The sequence below is a fragment of the Kitasatospora sp. NPDC050543 genome, from assembly GCF_044457565.1.
GTDB lineage: Bacteria > Actinomycetota > Actinomycetes > Streptomycetales > Streptomycetaceae > Kitasatospora.
On sequence record NZ_JBITGZ010000003.1, the window covers coordinates 15,933 to 33,544 of the forward strand.

The 17,612-nt window shown below is 75.3% G+C and carries 16 protein-coding genes; 8 read left to right on the forward strand and 8 right to left on the reverse strand.

The window, feature by feature from the left end; all coding sequences use genetic code 11:
- Nucleotides 1-18 precede the first annotated feature (18 nt).
- The 3 genes from ACIBH3_RS04465 to ACIBH3_RS04475 form a co-directional block, all read right to left on the reverse strand.
- Nucleotides 19-981, reverse strand: a complete 963-nt coding sequence (locus ACIBH3_RS04465; protein WP_396310369.1) for a hypothetical protein — start codon at nucleotides 979-981, stop codon at nucleotides 19-21.
- Nucleotides 975-1,373 (reverse strand): hypothetical protein, encoded by a 399-nt coding sequence (locus tag ACIBH3_RS04470; protein ID WP_396310370.1) that lies wholly within the window; start codon nucleotides 1,371-1,373, stop codon nucleotides 975-977. Before ACIBH3_RS04470 ends, ACIBH3_RS04465 begins: the two co-directional genes overlap by 7 nt.
- A 361-nt stretch (nucleotides 1,374-1,734) precedes the next feature.
- Complete coding sequence (locus ACIBH3_RS04475; protein ID WP_396310371.1) at nucleotides 1,735-2,586, reverse strand: hypothetical protein; 852 nt, start codon at nucleotides 2,584-2,586, stop codon at nucleotides 1,735-1,737.
- A 264-nt stretch (nucleotides 2,587-2,850) separates the two neighbouring features.
- Between ACIBH3_RS04475 and ACIBH3_RS04480 the strand changes: the two genes are divergently transcribed.
- From ACIBH3_RS04480 to ACIBH3_RS04505, 6 genes are all read left to right on the forward strand, one after another.
- Nucleotides 2,851-3,294: a pyridoxamine 5'-phosphate oxidase family protein gene (locus ACIBH3_RS04480; RefSeq protein WP_396310372.1), complete on the forward strand. Its 444-nt coding sequence runs from the start codon at nucleotides 2,851-2,853 to the stop codon at nucleotides 3,292-3,294.
- 178 nt (nucleotides 3,295-3,472) lie between these two features.
- Nucleotides 3,473-3,928 carry a MaoC family dehydratase gene (locus ACIBH3_RS04485; protein ID WP_396310373.1) on the forward strand — a complete coding sequence of 152 codons (456 nt, stop codon included), beginning with the start codon at nucleotides 3,473-3,475 and terminating at the stop codon, nucleotides 3,926-3,928.
- A 313-nt stretch (nucleotides 3,929-4,241) separates the two neighbouring features.
- Entirely contained in the window at nucleotides 4,242-5,432 is a 1,191-nt protein-coding gene (locus ACIBH3_RS04490) for an MBL fold metallo-hydrolase (protein WP_396310662.1), read from the forward strand.
- Nucleotides 5,433-5,580: 148 nt separating this feature from the next.
- Nucleotides 5,581-6,510: an acyl-CoA thioesterase gene (locus ACIBH3_RS04495; RefSeq protein ID WP_396310374.1), complete on the forward strand. Its 930-nt coding sequence runs from the start codon at nucleotides 5,581-5,583 to the stop codon at nucleotides 6,508-6,510.
- 136 nt (nucleotides 6,511-6,646) lie between these two features.
- Nucleotides 6,647-7,348: a TetR/AcrR family transcriptional regulator gene (locus ACIBH3_RS04500; RefSeq protein WP_396310375.1), complete on the forward strand. Its 702-nt coding sequence runs from the start codon at nucleotides 6,647-6,649 to the stop codon at nucleotides 7,346-7,348.
- A gap of 139 nt (nucleotides 7,349-7,487) precedes the next feature.
- Nucleotides 7,488-7,667 carry a hypothetical protein gene (locus ACIBH3_RS04505; RefSeq protein WP_396310376.1) on the forward strand — a complete coding sequence of 60 codons (180 nt, stop codon included), beginning with the start codon at nucleotides 7,488-7,490 and terminating at the stop codon, nucleotides 7,665-7,667.
- Between the two features lie 40 nt (nucleotides 7,668-7,707).
- Here ACIBH3_RS04505 and ACIBH3_RS04510 read toward each other — a convergent pair whose 3' ends face one another.
- Entirely contained in the window at nucleotides 7,708-9,612 is a 1,905-nt protein-coding gene (locus ACIBH3_RS04510; protein ID WP_396310377.1) for a DUF2398 family protein, read from the reverse strand.
- Nucleotides 9,613-9,885: 273 nt separating this feature from the next.
- Between ACIBH3_RS04510 and ACIBH3_RS04515 the strand changes: the two genes are divergently transcribed.
- Both ACIBH3_RS04515 and ACIBH3_RS04520 read left to right on the forward strand, forming a co-directional pair.
- Nucleotides 9,886-10,746: a sterol desaturase family protein gene (locus tag ACIBH3_RS04515; protein ID WP_396310378.1), complete on the forward strand. Its 861-nt coding sequence runs from the start codon at nucleotides 9,886-9,888 to the stop codon at nucleotides 10,744-10,746.
- Nucleotides 10,743-11,456: a lysoplasmalogenase gene (locus ACIBH3_RS04520; protein ID WP_396310379.1), complete on the forward strand. Its 714-nt coding sequence runs from the start codon at nucleotides 10,743-10,745 to the stop codon at nucleotides 11,454-11,456. The genes ACIBH3_RS04515 and ACIBH3_RS04520 overlap by 4 nt, the downstream gene beginning before the upstream one ends.
- A 94-nt stretch (nucleotides 11,457-11,550) precedes the next feature.
- Here the strand turns inward: ACIBH3_RS04520 and ACIBH3_RS04525 are convergent, their stop codons facing one another.
- The 4 genes from ACIBH3_RS04525 to ggt form a co-directional block, all read right to left on the reverse strand.
- On the reverse strand, nucleotides 11,551-12,156 hold the full coding sequence (locus ACIBH3_RS04525) for a hypothetical protein (protein WP_396310380.1): 606 nt from the start codon (nucleotides 12,154-12,156) through the stop codon (nucleotides 11,551-11,553).
- A 193-nt stretch (nucleotides 12,157-12,349) separates the two neighbouring features.
- Nucleotides 12,350-14,476 carry an FUSC family protein gene (locus ACIBH3_RS04530; protein WP_396310381.1) on the reverse strand — a complete coding sequence of 709 codons (2,127 nt, stop codon included), beginning with the start codon at nucleotides 14,474-14,476 and terminating at the stop codon, nucleotides 12,350-12,352.
- Between the two features lie 110 nt (nucleotides 14,477-14,586).
- A complete protein-coding gene (locus tag ACIBH3_RS04535; RefSeq protein WP_396310382.1) occupies nucleotides 14,587-15,390 on the reverse strand; it encodes an exodeoxyribonuclease III in 804 nt (267 codons plus the stop codon).
- Nucleotides 15,391-15,567: 177 nt separating this feature from the next.
- Nucleotides 15,568-17,358 carry a gamma-glutamyltransferase gene (gene ggt, locus ACIBH3_RS04540; RefSeq protein ID WP_396310383.1) on the reverse strand — a complete coding sequence of 597 codons (1,791 nt, stop codon included), beginning with the start codon at nucleotides 17,356-17,358 and terminating at the stop codon, nucleotides 15,568-15,570.
- Between the last annotated feature and the right edge of the window lie 254 nt (nucleotides 17,359-17,612).

A 17,612-nucleotide genomic window follows, 5' to 3' on the forward strand; every position in this document is an offset into this window, starting at 1 on the left:
GATCTGCTGCGCCGAGGGTCAGTTGAGCACCTGGACCTCGGCGACCCGCAGCTCGAACTCGTTGCTGGTCTTGTCCACCGTCTTCTCCCTGACGGGGGTGCCCGTCGGACCTTCGGTCACCTTGGCGGTGATCTTCCAGTGCAGGGTCACGGTCGGGTAGAAGGCGCCCTCGGGCTGCCCGGCCGCCGACCTGGTGTAGGTGTAGCCGCAGTCCGGTGAGGGCCCGGTGCGGCCGGCCTGGTAGGGCGTACCGGGGACGAGGCAGTGCGGCTGGCCGGGGGCGTGGTCCCCCATGTCCCAGTCGGCGCTCACCAGCTCGGCGGTGGCCGTGACGACGATCCCGGGGACGCTGGCGCGGACCGGTGCCGGCGGGGTGGCCTGACCGGGGGTCTCGTACCAGAGCCAGACCGGAACCCCGACCACGGGCTGCCCCGTCGGCGCCGTCCGCGGCACCGGCCTGGCCGCCACCAGCCCCGCCATGTCGGTCAGCGCCTGCTCCTGGAGGGTCTGGGGGGTGACCGGGGCCGGCCCGACCGGCGGCTGGGCGAAGAACTCCAGCCTGGGGATGCCCAGGCCGGCCGGTGGTTCACGGCAGGTGACGGAGTACAGGGCGCCCTTGGCCGGGTCGTTGCCCGCCCACGCCGGGTCGGAGGCCGGCGGCTGCGGGCTGGCGGCCTTGTAGTAGCAGGGCTCGCTGTACCAGCCGAGGTCGTCGCTCCAGCACGGGACCTCCGCCCCGTACGCGAAGCACTTCCCGGTGCCGCCGCCTCCCGCGCCCCCGCCACCGCTGCCGCCGCCGGGCGGTGGTGTGGTGGTCGAGCTGCCGCCCGGTTTGGTGGCGACGACGCAGATATCGGCATTGGCGCAGGGGTACACGTCGCTTCCCGGGCCGCCGTCGGCTGCGGCCGGCGCGGCCAGGCCGAGTGAGATCAGCACGGCCGTTACCGAACGAACCGCCACCCGCTGGGATTTGGTCAGCATGTCTTCTCCGTCAGACGATTGCTACGGGTGACCAGCCAGCCATTGTTGTCCTCCCGGAGAGCGACCGAAAGGACGTAGCGGGTCAGCCTCTGCTCCGGATCTTTCAGCGCTCCGGTCTTCGCATCCACCTGGTGCCAGTCCGTGATGTCCACACAATCCTCGATCTCCGCCGTCCGGGGTGCGGCGCGCAGATCGAGGGACTTCACCACCGCGCTGTTCCGCGGCGAACCGCTCATCACAAGATTGGCCTCAATCAGCCTGTGCAGGTTGGTGAGAGCCTCCGCCTGGGCCTGGCCGGCGGAGCGGCCGGCGAGGATTCCGGTGTCGGCCGCCGGGTGCGCGTACGCCCCGATCCTGGCCTGCCACCAGTCCTGATACGACCTCAGCACCACTCGGGCGACCGCCCCTTCGGGGCCGTCCGTGGGGGCGGTGCGATCCGCACCGGAACCACCCGAAGGAGGTACTGGAGTCACTGTCGCAACACTGGGCGCGGAGGTCCCGAGCCGATCAGCGGAACCGGCGCCACCACTGCTCGCGCAGGAGCTCAGCAGCACCACCAATACCGCCCCACCAACCCCAACCGCCCCCGGGCGCAACACAATTCCGCGCTGCCGCATCGCCCCACCTCGTCGCGACCGAACCATCGGTGATCCGTGGTCGCCAGAAGAAATCCGCCGCCCCGCCGACTTGCCGCGAGGGCATCGATTCTTCGCCAACCCAGCCCAGCACGGCAACACCTTGGGCCCCCTGACCTTACGCGGAAGGCGGATCCGTCGGGGCACTTTCCCGCCACAGAACGGCCAACAGTTCTTCAGAAAGCGACAATCCGGCCAATGCGCCCCGCACGGCCGCCCGATTGCGCATCAACAACCGCCCGCCCTGCGGCGGTACCAGCAGCCGCGCCCCGCTCGCACCGGCCGCCAGCTCGCCGCACTCCAGCTGCGCCGCGACGGCCGGTTGCAGCTCCAGCGGCCCGACCGCGGCGGGGGCGCCGGGCACCCCGTGCTCCAGCACCCTGGCCAGCGCCCAGCTGAACGAGCCCTCGCCCCCTGGCAGTACGGCGTCGCGCCCGCGCCGCCCAGGGGCGTATCTGGCCACCCGCCCCCAGAGCGGCACCCGGGAGTAGCTGAGCAGCTCACCGATGCCGTCCTCGCCACCGCGTTCCAGGGCCGCCCAGGTGTCCCGGTCGGCGACGGCGTCGACCAGCAGCAGGGTCTCCTCCTGGTCGCCGTGGACCATCGCGCTGACCACCCAGTCCCAGGCCAGCCCGCGCCGGTAGGCGTTGTCGGGCGTGCTGCCCCCGGTCACCAGGGCGAGGCGGCGGGCCTTCGGGTCGGTGACCAGCTGGCCGAGCAGGCAGACCACCAGCCAGCGGCCGCGCCGGCGCGCGGCCTCGCGCAGCACCGTGAGCATGGTGTTGGCGTCGGCGTCCGGCTCCACCACGCTGACCCGGCAGCCGGCCGCGCCGGCGTCGAAGCAGCTGCCCGGCAGCGCCCCGGCCAGCAGCTGCGCCCCCGCCGCCGCCAGCGCCGAGCCGCCGTAGCTGCGCTCGGGCCCGCCGTCCGCCCCGATCACCACGAGGTCGACCCCACTGACCATCCGCACACCCCCTCCTTGCCGGCCCCCGGTGTACCGCGGACCGCTGTGCCGTACCGCGTACGGTGTGCCCCGTACCGCCGACAAGCTACCGCCGCGCCGCGCGCCGGACCGCCGCTGGACACAACCGTGACCAGCGAGGCCGCCCGAACGGCGGCGCCGGGGCTCGCGGAGCGGCCGGCCGGCGGCCCGCGCCGCCCGGTGGGCGGGGGCGGCAGGTCAGGGACCATGGGCCCTGGTGGACGGCCCGGGCGGCGGCGCACCATCGGACGCATGGACCGCGACCGTGACCTCGACCCCCGGGTGGAGACCCTCAGCGAGGCCGAGTGCCTGCACCTGCTCGCCACCGTGCCCGTGGGGCGGGTGGTGTACACCGCTCACGCGCTGCCCGCCGTGCTGCCGGTGGCCTTCGAGGTCGACGCCGACGGGCGGCTGCTGCTGGCGCTGCGCCGGGGCGGCACCGTCTCACGCGCCCTGGACGACACGGTCGCCGCGTTCCAGGCGGACCGGCTGGACCCGGCCTCCCGGACGGGCTGGAGTGTCCTGGTGCGCGGGCGGGCGGAGGTGGTCACCGACCCGGTGCTGCACGAGCGGCTGCTGCGCCAGGGCCCGCGCTGCTGGGTGGGCGAGGCCGAGCCGATGTTCGTGGCGATCACCCCCGAGCTGGTCACCGGCCGGCTGCTGGCCGCGCCCGGCCGCGAGGCCCGGCCCTCCTGACCGGGACACGGCTCTCCCGACCGGGGCCGGGCCGCCCGGGTCCGGCCCTCCCGCCCCGGTTGGGCACCCCTGAGCGAGCTCCAGCACCCCTGACAGCGGACGGACGAGTGGGCATACTCTGCCCAGGCACGGACTCCACTCCCCCACCGGGCCACCTCTGCCGCCCCAGGAGCGCACCTTGACGACCTTCGCCTCGCTCGCCGACCTGACCGCCGCCGTCGGCTCCGAGCTCGGCACCAGCGAGTGGCACACCATCGACCAGGCGCGGGTGAACCTGTTCGCCGAGGCCACCGGCGACCACCAGTGGATCCACGTCGACCCGGCGCGCGCCAAGGAGAGCCCCTTCGGCTCGACCATCGCACACGGCTACCTGACCCTCTCGCTGATCCCGGTGCTCGCCAAGGAGTGCTACGGCGTCGAGGGCGTGCGGATGGCGCTGAACTACGGCTCCGAGAAGGTCCGCTTCCCCGCGCCGCTGCCGGTCGGTACCGCCGTGCGGGCGACGGCCGAGCTGGTCTCGGCGACGGAGGTGCCGGGCGGTGTCCAGGCCGTGGTGCGGTTCACCATAAGCAGCGCGGAGAGCGCCAAGCCGCACTGCGTCGCGGAGACGATCACCCGGTTCCTGCACGCCTGACCCACCCGGGACGGCGCGCGGTACGCCGTTCGGCGTGCCGCGCGCCGTCCCGCCATGTCCGGGCGCACCCCGACCGGTAAGGTCCGACAAGATGGTTGTCGTACCTTGACGGCCCAGGCCGGCTCCGTACACACCTCGGCATGCCGGTATTCGTTCCGCGTCAGGTGGGCAGAAGCCGCTACGTACCCCGGGCCCGCCCGGGCCGTACGACGACTTCCGTTCATGCGGACCGGGTGGTCCCGTCCTTGGAGGTGCCGTGCCCAGCTCCGTCCCCTGGTACTCCCGCGTCATCGGCCTCACGTCTCCCCCCGGCCTGACCGGCCTGCCGCGCGCCACCTGGCACCGGGTCCGGACGGACGCCTTCGGGGCCGAGCCCAGGGGCGCCCGGCTGGCCCGCATCCACCGCTCGCCGCAGTTCGCCGACGGCGCCTTCCGCAATCCCGTACCGACCCGGCGCATCGTCTACGAGCGCAGCCCGCTGGAGGTCACCCGCGAACAGCTCACCGCCCACCGGGCGCGCCGGGCGCCGGCCGCGGCCGTGCCGCTGCACCGGCTGCGGCCCGCCGAGCTGGCGCAGCCCCCGGCCTCCGGCCTGCGGCTGACCTGGCTGGGCCACGCCACCGTGCTCGCCGAGCTGGACGGCCGCCGGGTGCTGTTCGACCCGGTCTGGGGCGAGCGCTGCTCGCCGTTCGGATGGACGGGCCCCAAGCGGCTGCACCCCGCCCCGATCCCGCTGGGCGAACTCGGCCCGGTCGACGTCGTGGTGGTCTCGCACGACCACTACGACCACCTCGACATGGCCACGGTGCGCGAACTGAACGCCACCGGCGCCGTCTTCGCCGTCCCGCTGGGCGTCGGCGCGCACCTGGAGCACTGGGGAGTACCCGCCGGGAGGATCGTGGAGCTGGACTGGTGGGAGTCGGCCCAGGTCGCGGGGCTGACCCTGACGGCCACCCCCGCCCGCCACTACTGCAGCCGGGGCCCGCGCACCAGCGCGCTCTTCCTCTGGGCCTCCTGGGTGGTCGCCGGGCCCGAGCACCGGGTCTTCCACAGCGGCGACACCGGGTACTTCCCCGGCTTCGCCGAGATCGGCCGCCGGCTCGGCCCGTTCGACGCGACGATGATGCAGGTCGGTGCGTACAGCCGGTTCTGGCCCGAGGTGCACATGACGCCGGAGGAGGGCGTGCGGGCACACCTGGACGTGAGCGGCGAGGTGCTGCTGCCGATCCACTGGTGCACCTTCAACCTCGCCCCGCACCCGTGGGAGGAGCCCGCCGAGCGGGTCGTCGCCGCGGCGCAGGCGCTCGGCGCGACAGTGACCGTGCCGCGCCCGGGCAGGCCCTTCGAGCCGGCCGCCCCACCGGCGCTGAAGCTGTGGTGGCGCGCGGCCGCCGCGGTGCCCGGCGGCCCGGAGCTGCTCGTCCCCGAGGTCGGCCCGATCGCCGCCACCCCGGCCACGCCCGGCGCGAGCGCCGCGGCCGAGGACGACGGCGTGACCGTCTGAGGCCAGACCCGAGGCGCCGCCCGTCGCGGCCGGGCCGCAGCGGGCGGCCATGACGGGCGGCGGCGAATGAGAACGAGTTCTATATTCGGCAACCCGACAGTAACCCAGGTCACATCGCCGCCCGGGCGTGGTCTGCCACTATGAGCGCGTGAGAGAAGCCACCGAACAGGACGCGCAGGCAGCCGGCGCGGACCGCGCGACCATCGGCCCGTTCGCCGATCTGCTGCGGATCGAGCAGCTGGACGAGAACATGTTCCTCGGCTGGTGCCACGCCGGCGCACCGACCCGGGCGTTCGGCGGGCAGGTGGCCGCACAGGCGCTGACCGCCGCAGGCCGAACCATCGGCGGCGGACGGCTCGTGCACTCGCTGCACGGCTACTTCCTGCGCCCCGGCGACCCGGCCCGCCCGATCAGCTACGAGGTGGACCGGATCCGCGACGGGCTCACCTACGCCACCCGCCGGGTGACGGCCCTCCAGCGCGGCGAGGCGATCTTCACGCTCTCCGCCTCCTTCAAACACCCGGAGCAGGACGACGGCCGCCAGCGCACCATGCCGCCGGTGCCGGGCCCCGAGGAGTTGCCCGACCCCTTCCTGCTCTGGGAGCGGACGGACCCGGAGGACTACGCCAAGGCGGGCGGCTTCCGCACCCTTGACCTGCGGTTCATCCCGCCGGACGCACCCGGCCTGCCGCCCGAAGTACCCGGCGTACCCCAGCAGTTCGTCTGGCTGCGGACGGGCACCCCGCTGCCCGAGGACGACCCGCTGCTCCAGGTCTGCGCGCTCACCTACCTGTCGGACCTCACCCTCGCCTCGACCGCCACGCTGCACCTGCAACCGCACCGCTTCCAGCGCACCGAGCCGGCCACGATCGTGCTGGCCTCGCTGGATCACGCGATGTGGTTCCACCGCCCGTTCCGGGCCGACGAGTGGCTGCTGTTCGCCCAGCGCAGCCCCTCGGCCGGCGACGGACGCGGCCTGTCCCACGGCGAGTTCTACAACCGGGACGGCCTGCTGGTGGCCTCCGCCGTCCAGGAGGCGCTGGTGCGCGACCGCCGCCCCCACCCCGGGCCCGCCTGAGGCCCGGCCCGGGACCGGCCCGGCGCCGGGCGGACCGCGCGCAACCGCGCCGGACCGCTCGGCGGCCCGCCCGCTCGGTCGGTAAGCTGCCCGGACGTCATACTCCCGCAACGCCCTGAGCCGTATCATGGTGCGGGTGACCAAGGTTGACCTGTCACCACGGCCGGTGGAGGCGATGTCCCCCCGTCAGCTCGAACGCCGCCAGAGCCTGATCGCGGCCGCGCTCGCCCTGGTGAACGAGATCGGCGTCGAACGGTTGCAGATGAAGCAGGTCTGCGAGCGGTCCGGAGTCGCCCTGGGGACGGCGTACCGCTACTTCTCCTCCAAGGATCATCTGCTGGCCGCCGCGATCGCCGAGTGGCACCGGCTGCTGCTGGCCGACGTGGTGGCGGAGCTGCGCGGGCCACGTGCCGGGCTGGGGGCAACGGACCGGGTGGTGCGCTTCGTCCGCCACGGCATGCGGGCCTACCAGCGCCAGCCCCAGCTGGCCCGGCTGCGGGTGGCGGTGGCCGCCTCCACCGACCCGTTCGCCAGCGAGACCCTCCAGGGCATGGCCCGGGCCGACAGCGCGGCGCTCCAGGCGGTGATGGCGGAGGTGCCGCCGGCCGCGAGCGATCTCGTACGGCACATCGTCGGCCACGCCTGGCAGGGCGAGCTGACGGCCTGGGTGACCGGCCGCACGACCCTCGGGGACGCCCGCCGCCGGCTGGAGGACGTGGTGCGGCTGGTGCTCACCCCGTACGAGACGGGCCACCCGGCGGGCCTGCCCGGCGTACCGGCGGCCCTGCTGCCGCCCGATCGCGACACCCCCTCGGCCGCGCCGCCGATCGGCGCCTGACCGCCCCGGGGGCGGCAGCCCTGCCCGGCATGCCGCTCCCGCACCCCGGCGACCTGCGCAGACGTCTCGACGTCCGGACCCCGTCCAGACTTCACCCACCCGTAGCTCCCGTTAAGACCGCGCTGGAATGCTCACCGGCATGAACGCCCGACCTCCGGCCATCTCCCAGGAACCGCGCTTCCCGCTGCCCAAGCGCCACCGCCGGTTCCTCGCCTGCACCGCCGTCGCCGCCTCGGTCGTGCTCGGCACCCTCGGCGTCGCGGCGACCGTGGAGAGCGTCAGACAGGGCACCGTCGCGATCGCCACCGCGACCCGCTGACCGGCCTCTCCCGGCCGGCCGGTGACCGCGCGGCGCCGCCTCAGGCCGGTAGTTCCTGCTGGCTCCGGCTGTCCGCGTGGGGCGCCCGGGCCTGGGCCGGGACGAGGGCGGCGGCCGGTGCCGGAGCGTGGGCCGGCGCCGGGTCGTCGCCGGGGCGGTCCGGACGCGAGTGGCGGCCGGTGCCCGGGGCGGGCAGCAGCTCGGCCTGTGGCGCGTAGCGGGCCGCGGGGGCACGAAGCAGCCAGCCCGGGGGGAAGGTCCCGCGCGGGGCGGGGGTGATCAGGCTCATCCGGTGCAGCAGGTCCAGCGCGCCGCGGCGCAGCGCCGTCCGGTCGGCGAGGTAGTCCCGGCCCCAGCCGGCCGTCAGGCCGTACTCGTCAGCGATGTCGCCGAGGGCTCCGTCTATCAGGGCGTCGGGTATCGGTACGCCGGCGCCCGGGCACTCGCCGGGCAGCGGGCGCAGCTCCTCGACCAGGCGCTCCACCAGCAGCAGCGCGGCCCGGGTCAGGGTGCCGGTGCCGGTCAGCGCGAGGTCGGTGAGTTCGCCGGCCGGGTCGAGCAGCGCGACGCCCTCGGCCCGCAGCTCCGGCTCCAGGCCGAGGAACTCGGCGAGGGCGTGGGCCGCGCCGAGCCGGTGTGCGGGCAGCCAGGCGCGCTGCTCGGCGCTCAGATCCTCGGCCAGCACGACCGGGTTCTCGGCGAGCAGGCGGCGTACCACGACCTCCGGGGTGCCCTCGGCGGCTCGGCGGATCAGGTCCTCGGTGTCGGCGGCGAGTGCCGGCGGGCCGGCCGGCACCGCGCGGGCCAGCTCCCGGTCGACCGTCAGGACGGCGGCCGGGTCCGTGGTGTCCGGTACCGGGCCGCTGAGGACCTGCCAGTCGGCCAGCACCCGCAGCGCGGCGGCGAGGTCGGCGTCGGACGCCGCCGGGGCGACCGTGGGTGCGGCGGCGGCGCGGACGGCGGCCGTGAGCCGGCCGAGCGGGAGCTGCTCGGGCGCGTCCACCAACACGGCCAGCGCGAGGGCCAGCTGGGCGTACCCGGCCGGGGTGAACGGTGCTCCGGTGTCCGGTCGCTCCAGGCGGCGGCCGCCACCGGGGCCGAGGCCGGCCTTGCGGAGCCGGGCGTGCCAGGGGCCGACCACCAGGCGGTAACCGAGCAGGGCCGCGAACCGTTCCGTCAGCCAGTCGCGGTGACGGCGGATCAGCGGGAACCCGTCGCCGTGCGGGCCGGCCGCCGTGACCAGCGGGTGGGCGAGCAGCAGCCGGGCGGCGATCCGGCGTTCGGCGGTGGCGGAGCGGTCCTGCGGGGCCGCGGCGGCCCGGGCGGGTTCGGGCCTGCGGTGCTTGCCCGGGCGCCCGGCCACCGTGGCGGGCCCCGCGCCGGGGACGGCCGGTACGGCGGCGGTGCGCCGGGCCCGGCGCAGGCCGCGCGGCGGGCGGGGCTCACCGGTCCGTACGGACAGGGAGGCGTGGGCGGTCGGGCCGTGCCACCAGCTGACCTCGGCCGGGGCGCAGGGCGCGCCGTGGTGGTCGGCCTCGGGGGCGGCGACGACCGAGAAGTGCCGGGCGCCGTACAGGCCGAAGGCGGCGGTGAACAGGTCGTGGGCGGTCTGCGGCGCGGCGGCGGCGAACCAGCCCGCCAGCCGCAGCAGTCCGGGGTCGGGCGAGGTCTCGGAGCCGGCCGGCGGCGGCGCGGGCGCGGCGGCCCCGGCCTGCGCCGGGCCGACCGGCGGGAGCGTGGGCGCGTGAGCGGCCACGAAGCCCCCGTGCGAGCCGCCGGTGCCGCCCGAAGCCGTTGGCCGCAGCTGGCCGGGCACATCGTCAGGACGGGTCGCGCGCACGGCGAGGCAGGCGTCGGTGGTCCCCCGCCGCGCCCCGCCCTCACGTCCGTCGGACGTGCCGCCCGGCACCCACTGGATGCCGGTCGCGTACTCCTGCTGCTTCATGTCGTGAACCAGATTAGACGGTGGCCGAGTGGCCCCGTGGCAGCAACCGGGTGACGCGGTGAATTGTCCGGACACCCCGCCCGCAGCCTCCGGCCCACCCGGCTCCCGGCCCACCCGGCGGCCGAGGCTCGCCGGCCGGGGCCGTCACCCACCCGCCGCCCGCCGCCACGGGCGCGCCCGCCGGCCCACCGTCGGCCGGCACCGGACGTCGGTGGCTACGCGCGGGTAACAACCCCTTCCCCCGCCGCCCCGCCGTCGCCTAGGGTGCCGGACATGCCGAACCTGCCCGATGTCGTCCTGTGGTCGATACCCGCGTTCGTGCTGCTCACCGTCCTGGAGATGCTCTCCTTCCGGTTCCGTCCGGACGGGGACGAGCAGGGCTACGCCGCCCGGGACACCGCCACCAGCCTCAGCATGGGCGCCGGCAGCCTGCTCTTCGACGCGCTGTGGAAGATCCCGGTGGTGGCCCTCTACACGGCCCTGTACGAGTTGACGCCGCTTCGGGTGCCCGTGCTCTGGTGGACGCTGCCGCTGATGCTGCTGGCGCAGGACTTCTGCTACTACTGGTCGCACCGCGGCCACCACGTGGTCCGGATCCTGTGGGCCTGTCACGTGGTGCACCACTCCAGCCGGCACTACAACCTCTCCACCGCACTGCGCCAGCCCTGGACCAGCGCCACCAGCTGGGTCTTCTACGTCCCGATGATCCTGGCCGGTGTGCACCCCGCCGCCCTGGCCTTCTGCTTCTCGGTCAACCTGGTGTACCAGTTCTGGATCCACACCGAGCGGATCGGCCGGCTCCCGCGCCCCGTCGAGTCCGTCTTCAACACCCCCTCGCACCACCGCGTCCACCACGCCTCGCAGGGCGGCTACCTGGACCGCAACTTCGGCGGCATCCTGATCGTCTGGGACCGCCTGTTCGGCTCCTTCACGCCGGAGACCACCCGGCCCGTGTACGGACTGACGAAGAATCTGGCCACCTTCAGCCCGCTGCGGGTGGCCACCCACGAGTACGTCTCGATCGCCCGCGACCTGGCCGCCGCCGACAGCTGGCGCGACCGGGTACGCCATCTCACCAAGGGCCCCGGCTGGCAGCCGGTACGCCCCGACCGCCCGGAGGGCAACGCCGCATGAGCCTCAGCACCACCACCCGCAGCGCCGTCGGCGGCCGGCTGCGCGCCGCTCGCGGCCTGCTCACCGGCTTCGCCGCCACCTCGGCCGCCCACCTCGGCGCGCTGCTGACCGACACCCCCGCGCTCCGGCACGCCACCAAGCCCGCGCTGATGCCGCTGCTGGCCGCGCACAGCGTCGCGGCCACCGAGCGGGCGCCCAAGCTGCTGGCCCCCGCGCTGCTGCTGAGCGCCGGCGGCGACGTGCTGCTCCAGCTCGGCAACGACCCCGCGTTCCTGGCCGGCATGGGCTCCTTCGCGGCCGCGCACGTCTGCTACGTGACGATGTTCGTCCAGCGCGGGGCACTGACCGACCGGCGGCGGACCGCCCTGCTCGCGGCCGCGTACGCGGCGGCCTGGGCGACCATGATCAGCCAGCTCTGGCCGGGCCTGGGCGACCTGCAGATCCCGGTCGCGGGCTACAGTCTGCTGCTCACCTCGACCGCGGTGAGCTCGGCCGGTCTGGGGTGGCGTACCGGCCTGGGCGGGGCGCTGTTCCTGCTCTCGGACACGCTGATCGCCACCCAGCTGGCCAAGTGGCGGGAGCTGCCCGCACACCACTTCTGGATCATGGCGACGTACATCCTGGCCCAGTACCTGCTGGCCAGCGGCACGCTCAAGGCCTACCAGGACGAGGACGAGGATCAGGGCGCCGTCGAACCGGCCACCGCCTGACGACACCGCCCGCCACCGCCCCGGCGCCGCCGGACCGGGTGGTCCGACGGCGCCGGGCGGTGCGATGCGCGGGCAGGGGGCTGCCGGAGCGGCCTCAGGCGGATCCGGTGCCGCCGCGCCGGCGCAGCAGCCAGAAGCCGCCGATACCGGAGGCGACCAGCAGCGCACCGGCCGTGAGCTCGGCCGGACTGCTCGCCACCGAGCCGCCGAGGCCGGTCTCCACGGCCCCGTGCGGACCCTCCTGACCGGAGGCCGGCTGGCCGATCGCGCCGCCGGCCCACTCGCCCGCGGCCTTGCTCCACTCGTCGAGCGCGCCGCCGGGGGTCGCGGTGGCCGGCAGCGAGGCCGCGGCCGTGGTCACGGTGACGGTGGTGGAGAAGGTGACCCCGTCGGGACACTGGCCGTCGACCTTCTCGTCGCCGGAGGACTTGCCGGCCAGCCGGGCGGAGCCGGTGTGCCGGCCGTCCGAGCCGAGGGTCAGGGTGGCCGGGCCGCCCTCGAAGGCCGGCGAGCTGGCGGTGATGGTCTTCGCGGTGGTGCTCCCGCAGGAGACCGAGACGGTGACGGTCTGGCCGGGCGCTGCCTGGGACGGGCTGACCGAAGCCCGCTCACCGTCCTTGGCCAGCGCGCTCGGGGCGGTGAGGCCGATCAGTGCAGTCGCGCCTATCAGGGCCGCTGCGGCGGTACGCGTGGGGCGCATGCCGGGACCTCCAGGATTCTCGGGCGCAGCCGGGGACGGTGCCGTCCACGTGAACGATCAACTACACCCAGTCACCCACGACGCTAGGCGCGGCGGGCCCCGGCGGCGACCGCGCAGGGCCGTCCGGGGGACCGAGGTGACCCACCGTGGTGCCGTCCTCCTTGCCGACGTCGCCGCCGCGCCGGCACGGCCGTCACCTGCCGTCGGCCGGCGGCGGGCCCCCGGCGGGGCCGGTCAGCACCGCGTGGGCGGCGCGGACCTCGCGGTGCAGCGCCGCCAGCACCGGGGCTCCGTCGTCACCGCCCCCGTCCCCGCCGTGGCCGCTGGCTTCGCCACCGCGCTCTCGGCCCGGCTCGGTGGGCGGCAGCGGGGTGCCGGTACGGATCGCGTGGGTGAGCTCGCGCAGCTCCGCGGCGATCCGGGCGGTCTCGGCGGGCGCCGGCGCGGGCGCGCCGTGGACGGCATGGACGGCAGCCGCGGTGGTCGCCTCGATCACCCGCTCCACGGCGACCAGCAGCGGCCACCAGGCGGCTGCCCGGGCACCCACCGGCGGCGGCTCTCCCAGGGCCCGCTGGAACTCCGTCCGGACCACCGAGACGTCGCGGTACACCCGTCGGCGCAACCTGGCCCGCGCGGCCTGGTCGGCGGCGGAGGCGGCGGTTCCCAGGGGGCTTCCGGCGCTGCCTCCACCGACGGCACCGGGAGCCGTGCCGCCGGCGGGCCGGCCTGGACCGGTGGCGGACCAGGCTCCGGCGCTGCCGGGAGCGGGCGCGAAGGCGCACTCCACATAGCGGGCGGTGTCGTCCACGGCGGCCGCCAACCGGGCGCCGACCCGGGTGTGCCAGCTCTCCGGCCACAGCGCGTACCCGGCCAGGAGCACGATCGCGCAGCCGATCAGGTCGTCCAGCATCCGCGGGGCGACCAGGCGGACGCCCTGATGGCCGAGCAGGTCGGTGAAGATCAGGATCAGCGGGGTGATCACCGCGGTCTGCAACGCGTAGTTGCGCCGGGACACCACCGGCAGCGCGGCCGCCAGCACCGCGACGACCGGCACCTCCCAGCCGCCGCGCGGCACCACGGCGAGGGCGACGGCCGCCACCACCAGGCCGGCGGCCGTGCCGATCGAGCGCAGCACCGCACGCGAGAAGACCGAGCCGAAGTCGGGTTTCAGTACCAGCACCACGGTCAGCGGCACCCAGTACGAGCGGGGTACGGGCACCAGCGAGACCAGCGCCTGGGCGAGCCCGACGCACAGGGCGAGCCGCACGCCCTGACGCCAGGGGTTGCCGGTGAGCAGCAGGTCGTGGGCCAGCGAGCGCAGCCGGGCGGGCAACGCGGGCGGCCGGCCGAGCCGGTCGGCGTGCCAGTGGGCGCCCGCCAGCACCTCGCGCGCGTGCCGGACGGCGGCCTCCACCGCGCGTTCCGCCGGGTCGGCGGGCAGCGGTGGCACGGTGTCCGGCGGAGCGGGGCCGCCCTCGACGGCGTCCGCGATCGCCCGTACCTCCTGCGGGATGTGCGGCGGCAGCGGGCGGCCGGCGGCCTGGACGGCGGGCGCGGCCTCCAGCAGCACCGTCACGGCGTTGAGCAACGCGACCAGGCGGGACATGCCGCGGCTTCGGCCGGGCGCCACGGCGCGGCGGCCCAACAGCAGGTCGTAGGCGTGGTTGAGGCTCTGGGTGACGGGCGCTCGGGCCTGCTCCCAGCGCTCGGTGCCGGCCGCGGCCAGCAGCTCCGCCGTGACCCGGTACGCGGCCGCGACCGCGGACCGCTCGGGTACCCGGGCGCGTCGCGGCCAGGCGAGCAGGGCCATGGCCAGCACCAGCAGGGTGCCCAGCAGGACCAGTGCGGGGCCGCGCCACCAGGGCGTGGGCATCGGCAGGCCGGCGCCGATGATGGCCAGCAGCATCAGGCTGAGCCCGGCGGCGGAGGCGACCGCGCCGATCGTGCTGATCATCCCGGCAACCAGCGCCAGGGCGGTCAGCGCGGCGACGGCCGCCCAGCCGTGCCCGTACACCCGCTCGCCGAGCGCGAGGCCGGCCGCGCCGACCAGCTGCGGCACGCCGATGTGCAGCACCCGCAGCCGGTAGGCGTCCGCGGTGTCACCGATGACGGCTCCGAGCGCGCCCATCGACACCAGCGCGCCCGAGGCGATCTGCCCGGTGGCGGCCCCGACCGCGACCGGCAGCGCCATCCCGACCGCGGCCCGGGCGGCCGCGGCCCTGGGCACCGGTAGCGGCTGTACGTGCAGCGTCCGGGTGAGCCACTGCGGCGGCGCAAGCGGCCCCGGCCGCCCTTCAGCCACGCCCGCTCGCTCGGTCATGGCACCAGACCACCCCCGCCGCGGGCCGGATGCAACCGGGCCCGCGACGGCCGGCCCCGGACACGGCCACCGGCCCCGGCAGCGCAGGCGCAGAGGTGAGAGCCCGGAGCTCAGAGGTCGAGGTCCACCACCACCGGGGCGTGGTCCGACGTGCCCTTGCCCTTGCGGGCCTCGCGGTCCACGTAGCTGTCGGTGACCGCGTCCGCGAAGGGCTTGTTGCCGTAGGTGAGGTCGATCCGCATGCCACGGTTCTTGGGGAAGGCCAGCTGGCGGTAGTCCCAGTAGGTGTAGGGGCGGTCGTACTTCAGGGCGCGCGGCATGATGTCCGCGAGGCCGGCCTCCTTGAGGCTCTCCAGCGCCGCGCGCTCGACCGGGGTGACATGGGTGAGGCCCACGAAGGCCGCCGGGTCGAAGACGTCCTCGTCCGTGGGGGCGATGTTGAAGTCGCCGAGGACGGCGAACGGCCGCTCGCCCGCCGCGTCCTCCAGGGCGGCGGCCCGCAGCGCGGCCAGCCACTCCAGCTTGTAGCGGTAGTGCGCGTGGTCGACCTCGCGGCCGTTGGGCACGTACACCGACCAGACCCGGACGGGCCCGCAGGTCGCCGCGATGGCGCGGGGCTCGACGTCCGCCAGCATGGCGTCGTCGGCGAGGTAGCCCGGCTGGTCGGGCAGGCCGCGCAGCACGTCGTCCAGGCCCAGGCGGGAGAGGATGGCGACGCCGTTCCACCGGCCGGTACCGTGCGCGGCCGTCTCGTAGCCGAGCGCGCGGACCTCGTCGTACGGGAAGGCGTCGGCGGAGCACTTGAGCTCCTGGAGGCAGAGCACGTCCGGCTTGGCGCTCTCCAGCCATTCCAGCAGCTTGGGCAGCCGCGCGGTGACGGAGTTGATGTTCCAGGTGGCGATGCGGACGGTCACGGCGGGCGGCCTTCCCGGGTGGTGCGGACGAGGGCGTGGAGCGGACGGAGCGTGGAGGTACGGACGGGGGTGCGGTGGTACGAAAGCGGGGTGGACGCCCCTGCGGACGCCCACCCCGAATCTACCGCCCGGCACTGACAATCAGCGGGCCTCAGCCCTCGGCCTCGGGCAGCAGCCTCAGCCGACCGGCCTGACCACCGCCGCCGATCCACCGCCGCGCCGCACCGGCTCGGCCGCCGCGGCCCACCGGCCGTCCGGCAGCCGCTCGACCCCGGTCGCGGCCCCGATCTCGGGGGTGGAGGCGAAGGCGTGCCCGAGGGCCTCCAGCCTCGCCCGCTCCGGCAGCGCCAGGAAGGCCGGCTCGGCCTGGGTGAGGGCGTTGTTGCGCTGGCTGGCCCGGGGCGCGGCGATGGCCTGCTCCAGGCTCAGCCCCCGGTCCAGCCGCCCGAGCAGCACCTGGAGCACCGTGGTGATGATCGTCGCCCCGCCGGGCGAGCCCGCCGCCAGCAGCGGCTCGCCGTCACGCAGCACGATGGTCGGCGAGAGCGAGGAGCGCGGGCGCTTGCCGGGCCCGGGCAGGTTGGGGTCGGGCACCCCGGGGGTGACGGGCGTGAAGGAGAAGTCCGTCAGCTCGTTGTTGAGCAGGAAGCCCCGCCCGGGCACGGTGATGCCGCTGCCGCCGGTCTGCTCGATGGTCAAGGTGTACGAGACGATGTTGCCCCAGCGGTCGGCAACGGTCAGGTGGGTGGTGCTCGTCCCCTCGTAGCTCTCGGCGACGGCCGGGCCCTCGCTCGCGCAGTCGGCCGGGTGTCGCGGGTCGCCCGGGGCGAGCGGGCTGGTCAGCGCGTGGTCGGGGCTGATCAGGCAGGCGCGGGCCTGCGCGAAGCGCGGTGAGAGCAGCTGCGCGGTGGGGACGTCGAAGAAGCGCGGGTCGCCCACCCAGCGGTTGCGGTCGGCGAAGGCGATCCGGCTGGACTCCAGGAACCGGTGGTAGTACTGGGTGGAGTCGGCCCGGGAGAGCTCGGTGTCCTCCAGGATCCCGAGCGCCTCGCCGGTGGTGGTGCCGCCCGAGCTGGAGGGCGCGATGCCGTACACGTCGTAGTCGCGGTAGGCGACGTGGGTGGGCCGCTGGTGGCTGACCTGGTAGGCCGCCAGGTCCGCGGCGTCCACCTTGCCGGGGCGGGCCGACCGCCCGGAGCCGGGGTCCACCGGCGGCTGCTGGACGGTACGGACGATGTCCGCGCCGATCGGGCCCCGGTAGAGCGCCTGGGTGCCCTGGTCGCCGAGTTCGCGGTAGGTGGCGGCGAGGTCGGGGTTGCGCAGGGTGGAGCCGACGGCGGGCGGCCGACCGCCGGGCAGGAACAACGCGGCGGTGGCCGGGAAGTCCTTGAAGCGGTCCTGGTTGGCGACGGTCTGGTCCTGGAAGGTCTGGTCGACGGTGAAGCCCTGGTCGGCGATCCGCTCGGCGGGCTTCAGCACCTCACCGAGCGAGCGGGTGCCCCAGAGCTGGAGGGCCTTCTCCCAGGTCGCGGAGGTGCCGGGGACGCCGACCGAGAGACCGCTGGTCACGGCGTCGTTGAAGGGCAGCGGCTTGCCGTTCTCCAGGAAGAGGTTCTGGTCGGCGCTTCGGGAGGCCGTCTCCCGGCCGTCCAGGGTGGAGACCCGGCCGGTGGCCACGTCGTAGTGGACGAAGTACCCGCCGCCGCCGATGCCCGCCGAGTACGGCTCGGTGACACCGAGCGCGGCGGCGGTGGCGACGGCGGCGTCCACCGCGTTGCCGCCCCGGCGCAGCACCTCGATGCCGGCCGCGGTGGCGTCCGCGTCCACGCTGGCCACCGCTCCGCCGTAGCCGACGGCCTCGGGCACCTTGGGCGGTGGTAAGGCACTCGCACCCGCCGGGCCGACGGTGGCACAGACCAGCGCGGTGGCGAGCAGCAGCGGCGGGGCGAGTCGGGCCAGAGCTCTCATACGGGGCCTCCTGAGACGGCGTCAGCTCCGTTGTTTCACAGGAGGCATGAGCGGGACAACAGTGCCTCCGGCCCTACCGTCCGGTAGCCACCCCGGAGGCACGCGTCCGCGCGCCAGAGTCGCTCGCCACCCCCGCCCCCGCGTCTTGACCTTCACCCCCGCCGCCCGCGCCCCGAGCCGAAGGGGCGCGCCGGTGCCGAAAGGGAGAAGCGAGGAAGAGAGCGAAGCGAACGCGGGAGCGCCGACCGTCGGCA

Excerpts from the sequence above, each read along its gene's own strand:
- ACIBH3_RS04465 (WP_396310369.1), bottom strand. The coding sequence starts at position 981 with ATGCTGACCAAATCCCAGCGGGTGGCGGTTCGTTCGGTAACGGCCGTG.
- ACIBH3_RS04480 (WP_396310372.1), top strand. The coding sequence starts at position 2,851 with ATGGACCGCGACCGTGACCTCGACCCCCGGGTGGAGACCCTCAGCGAG.
- ACIBH3_RS04505 (WP_396310376.1), top strand. The coding sequence starts at position 7,488 with ATGAACGCCCGACCTCCGGCCATCTCCCAGGAACCGCGCTTCCCGCTG.
- ACIBH3_RS04510 (WP_396310377.1), bottom strand. The coding sequence starts at position 9,612 with ATGAAGCAGCAGGAGTACGCGACCGGCATCCAGTGGGTGCCGGGCGGC.
- ACIBH3_RS04515 (WP_396310378.1), top strand. The coding sequence starts at position 9,886 with ATGCCGAACCTGCCCGATGTCGTCCTGTGGTCGATACCCGCGTTCGTG.
- ACIBH3_RS04520 (WP_396310379.1), top strand. The coding sequence starts at position 10,743 with ATGAGCCTCAGCACCACCACCCGCAGCGCCGTCGGCGGCCGGCTGCGC.
- ACIBH3_RS04525 (WP_396310380.1), bottom strand. The coding sequence starts at position 12,156 with ATGCGCCCCACGCGTACCGCCGCAGCGGCCCTGATAGGCGCGACTGCA.
- ACIBH3_RS04530 (WP_396310381.1), bottom strand. The coding sequence starts at position 14,476 with ATGACCGAGCGAGCGGGCGTGGCTGAAGGGCGGCCGGGGCCGCTTGCG.
- ggt (WP_396310383.1), bottom strand. The coding sequence starts at position 17,358 with ATGAGAGCTCTGGCCCGACTCGCCCCGCCGCTGCTGCTCGCCACCGCG.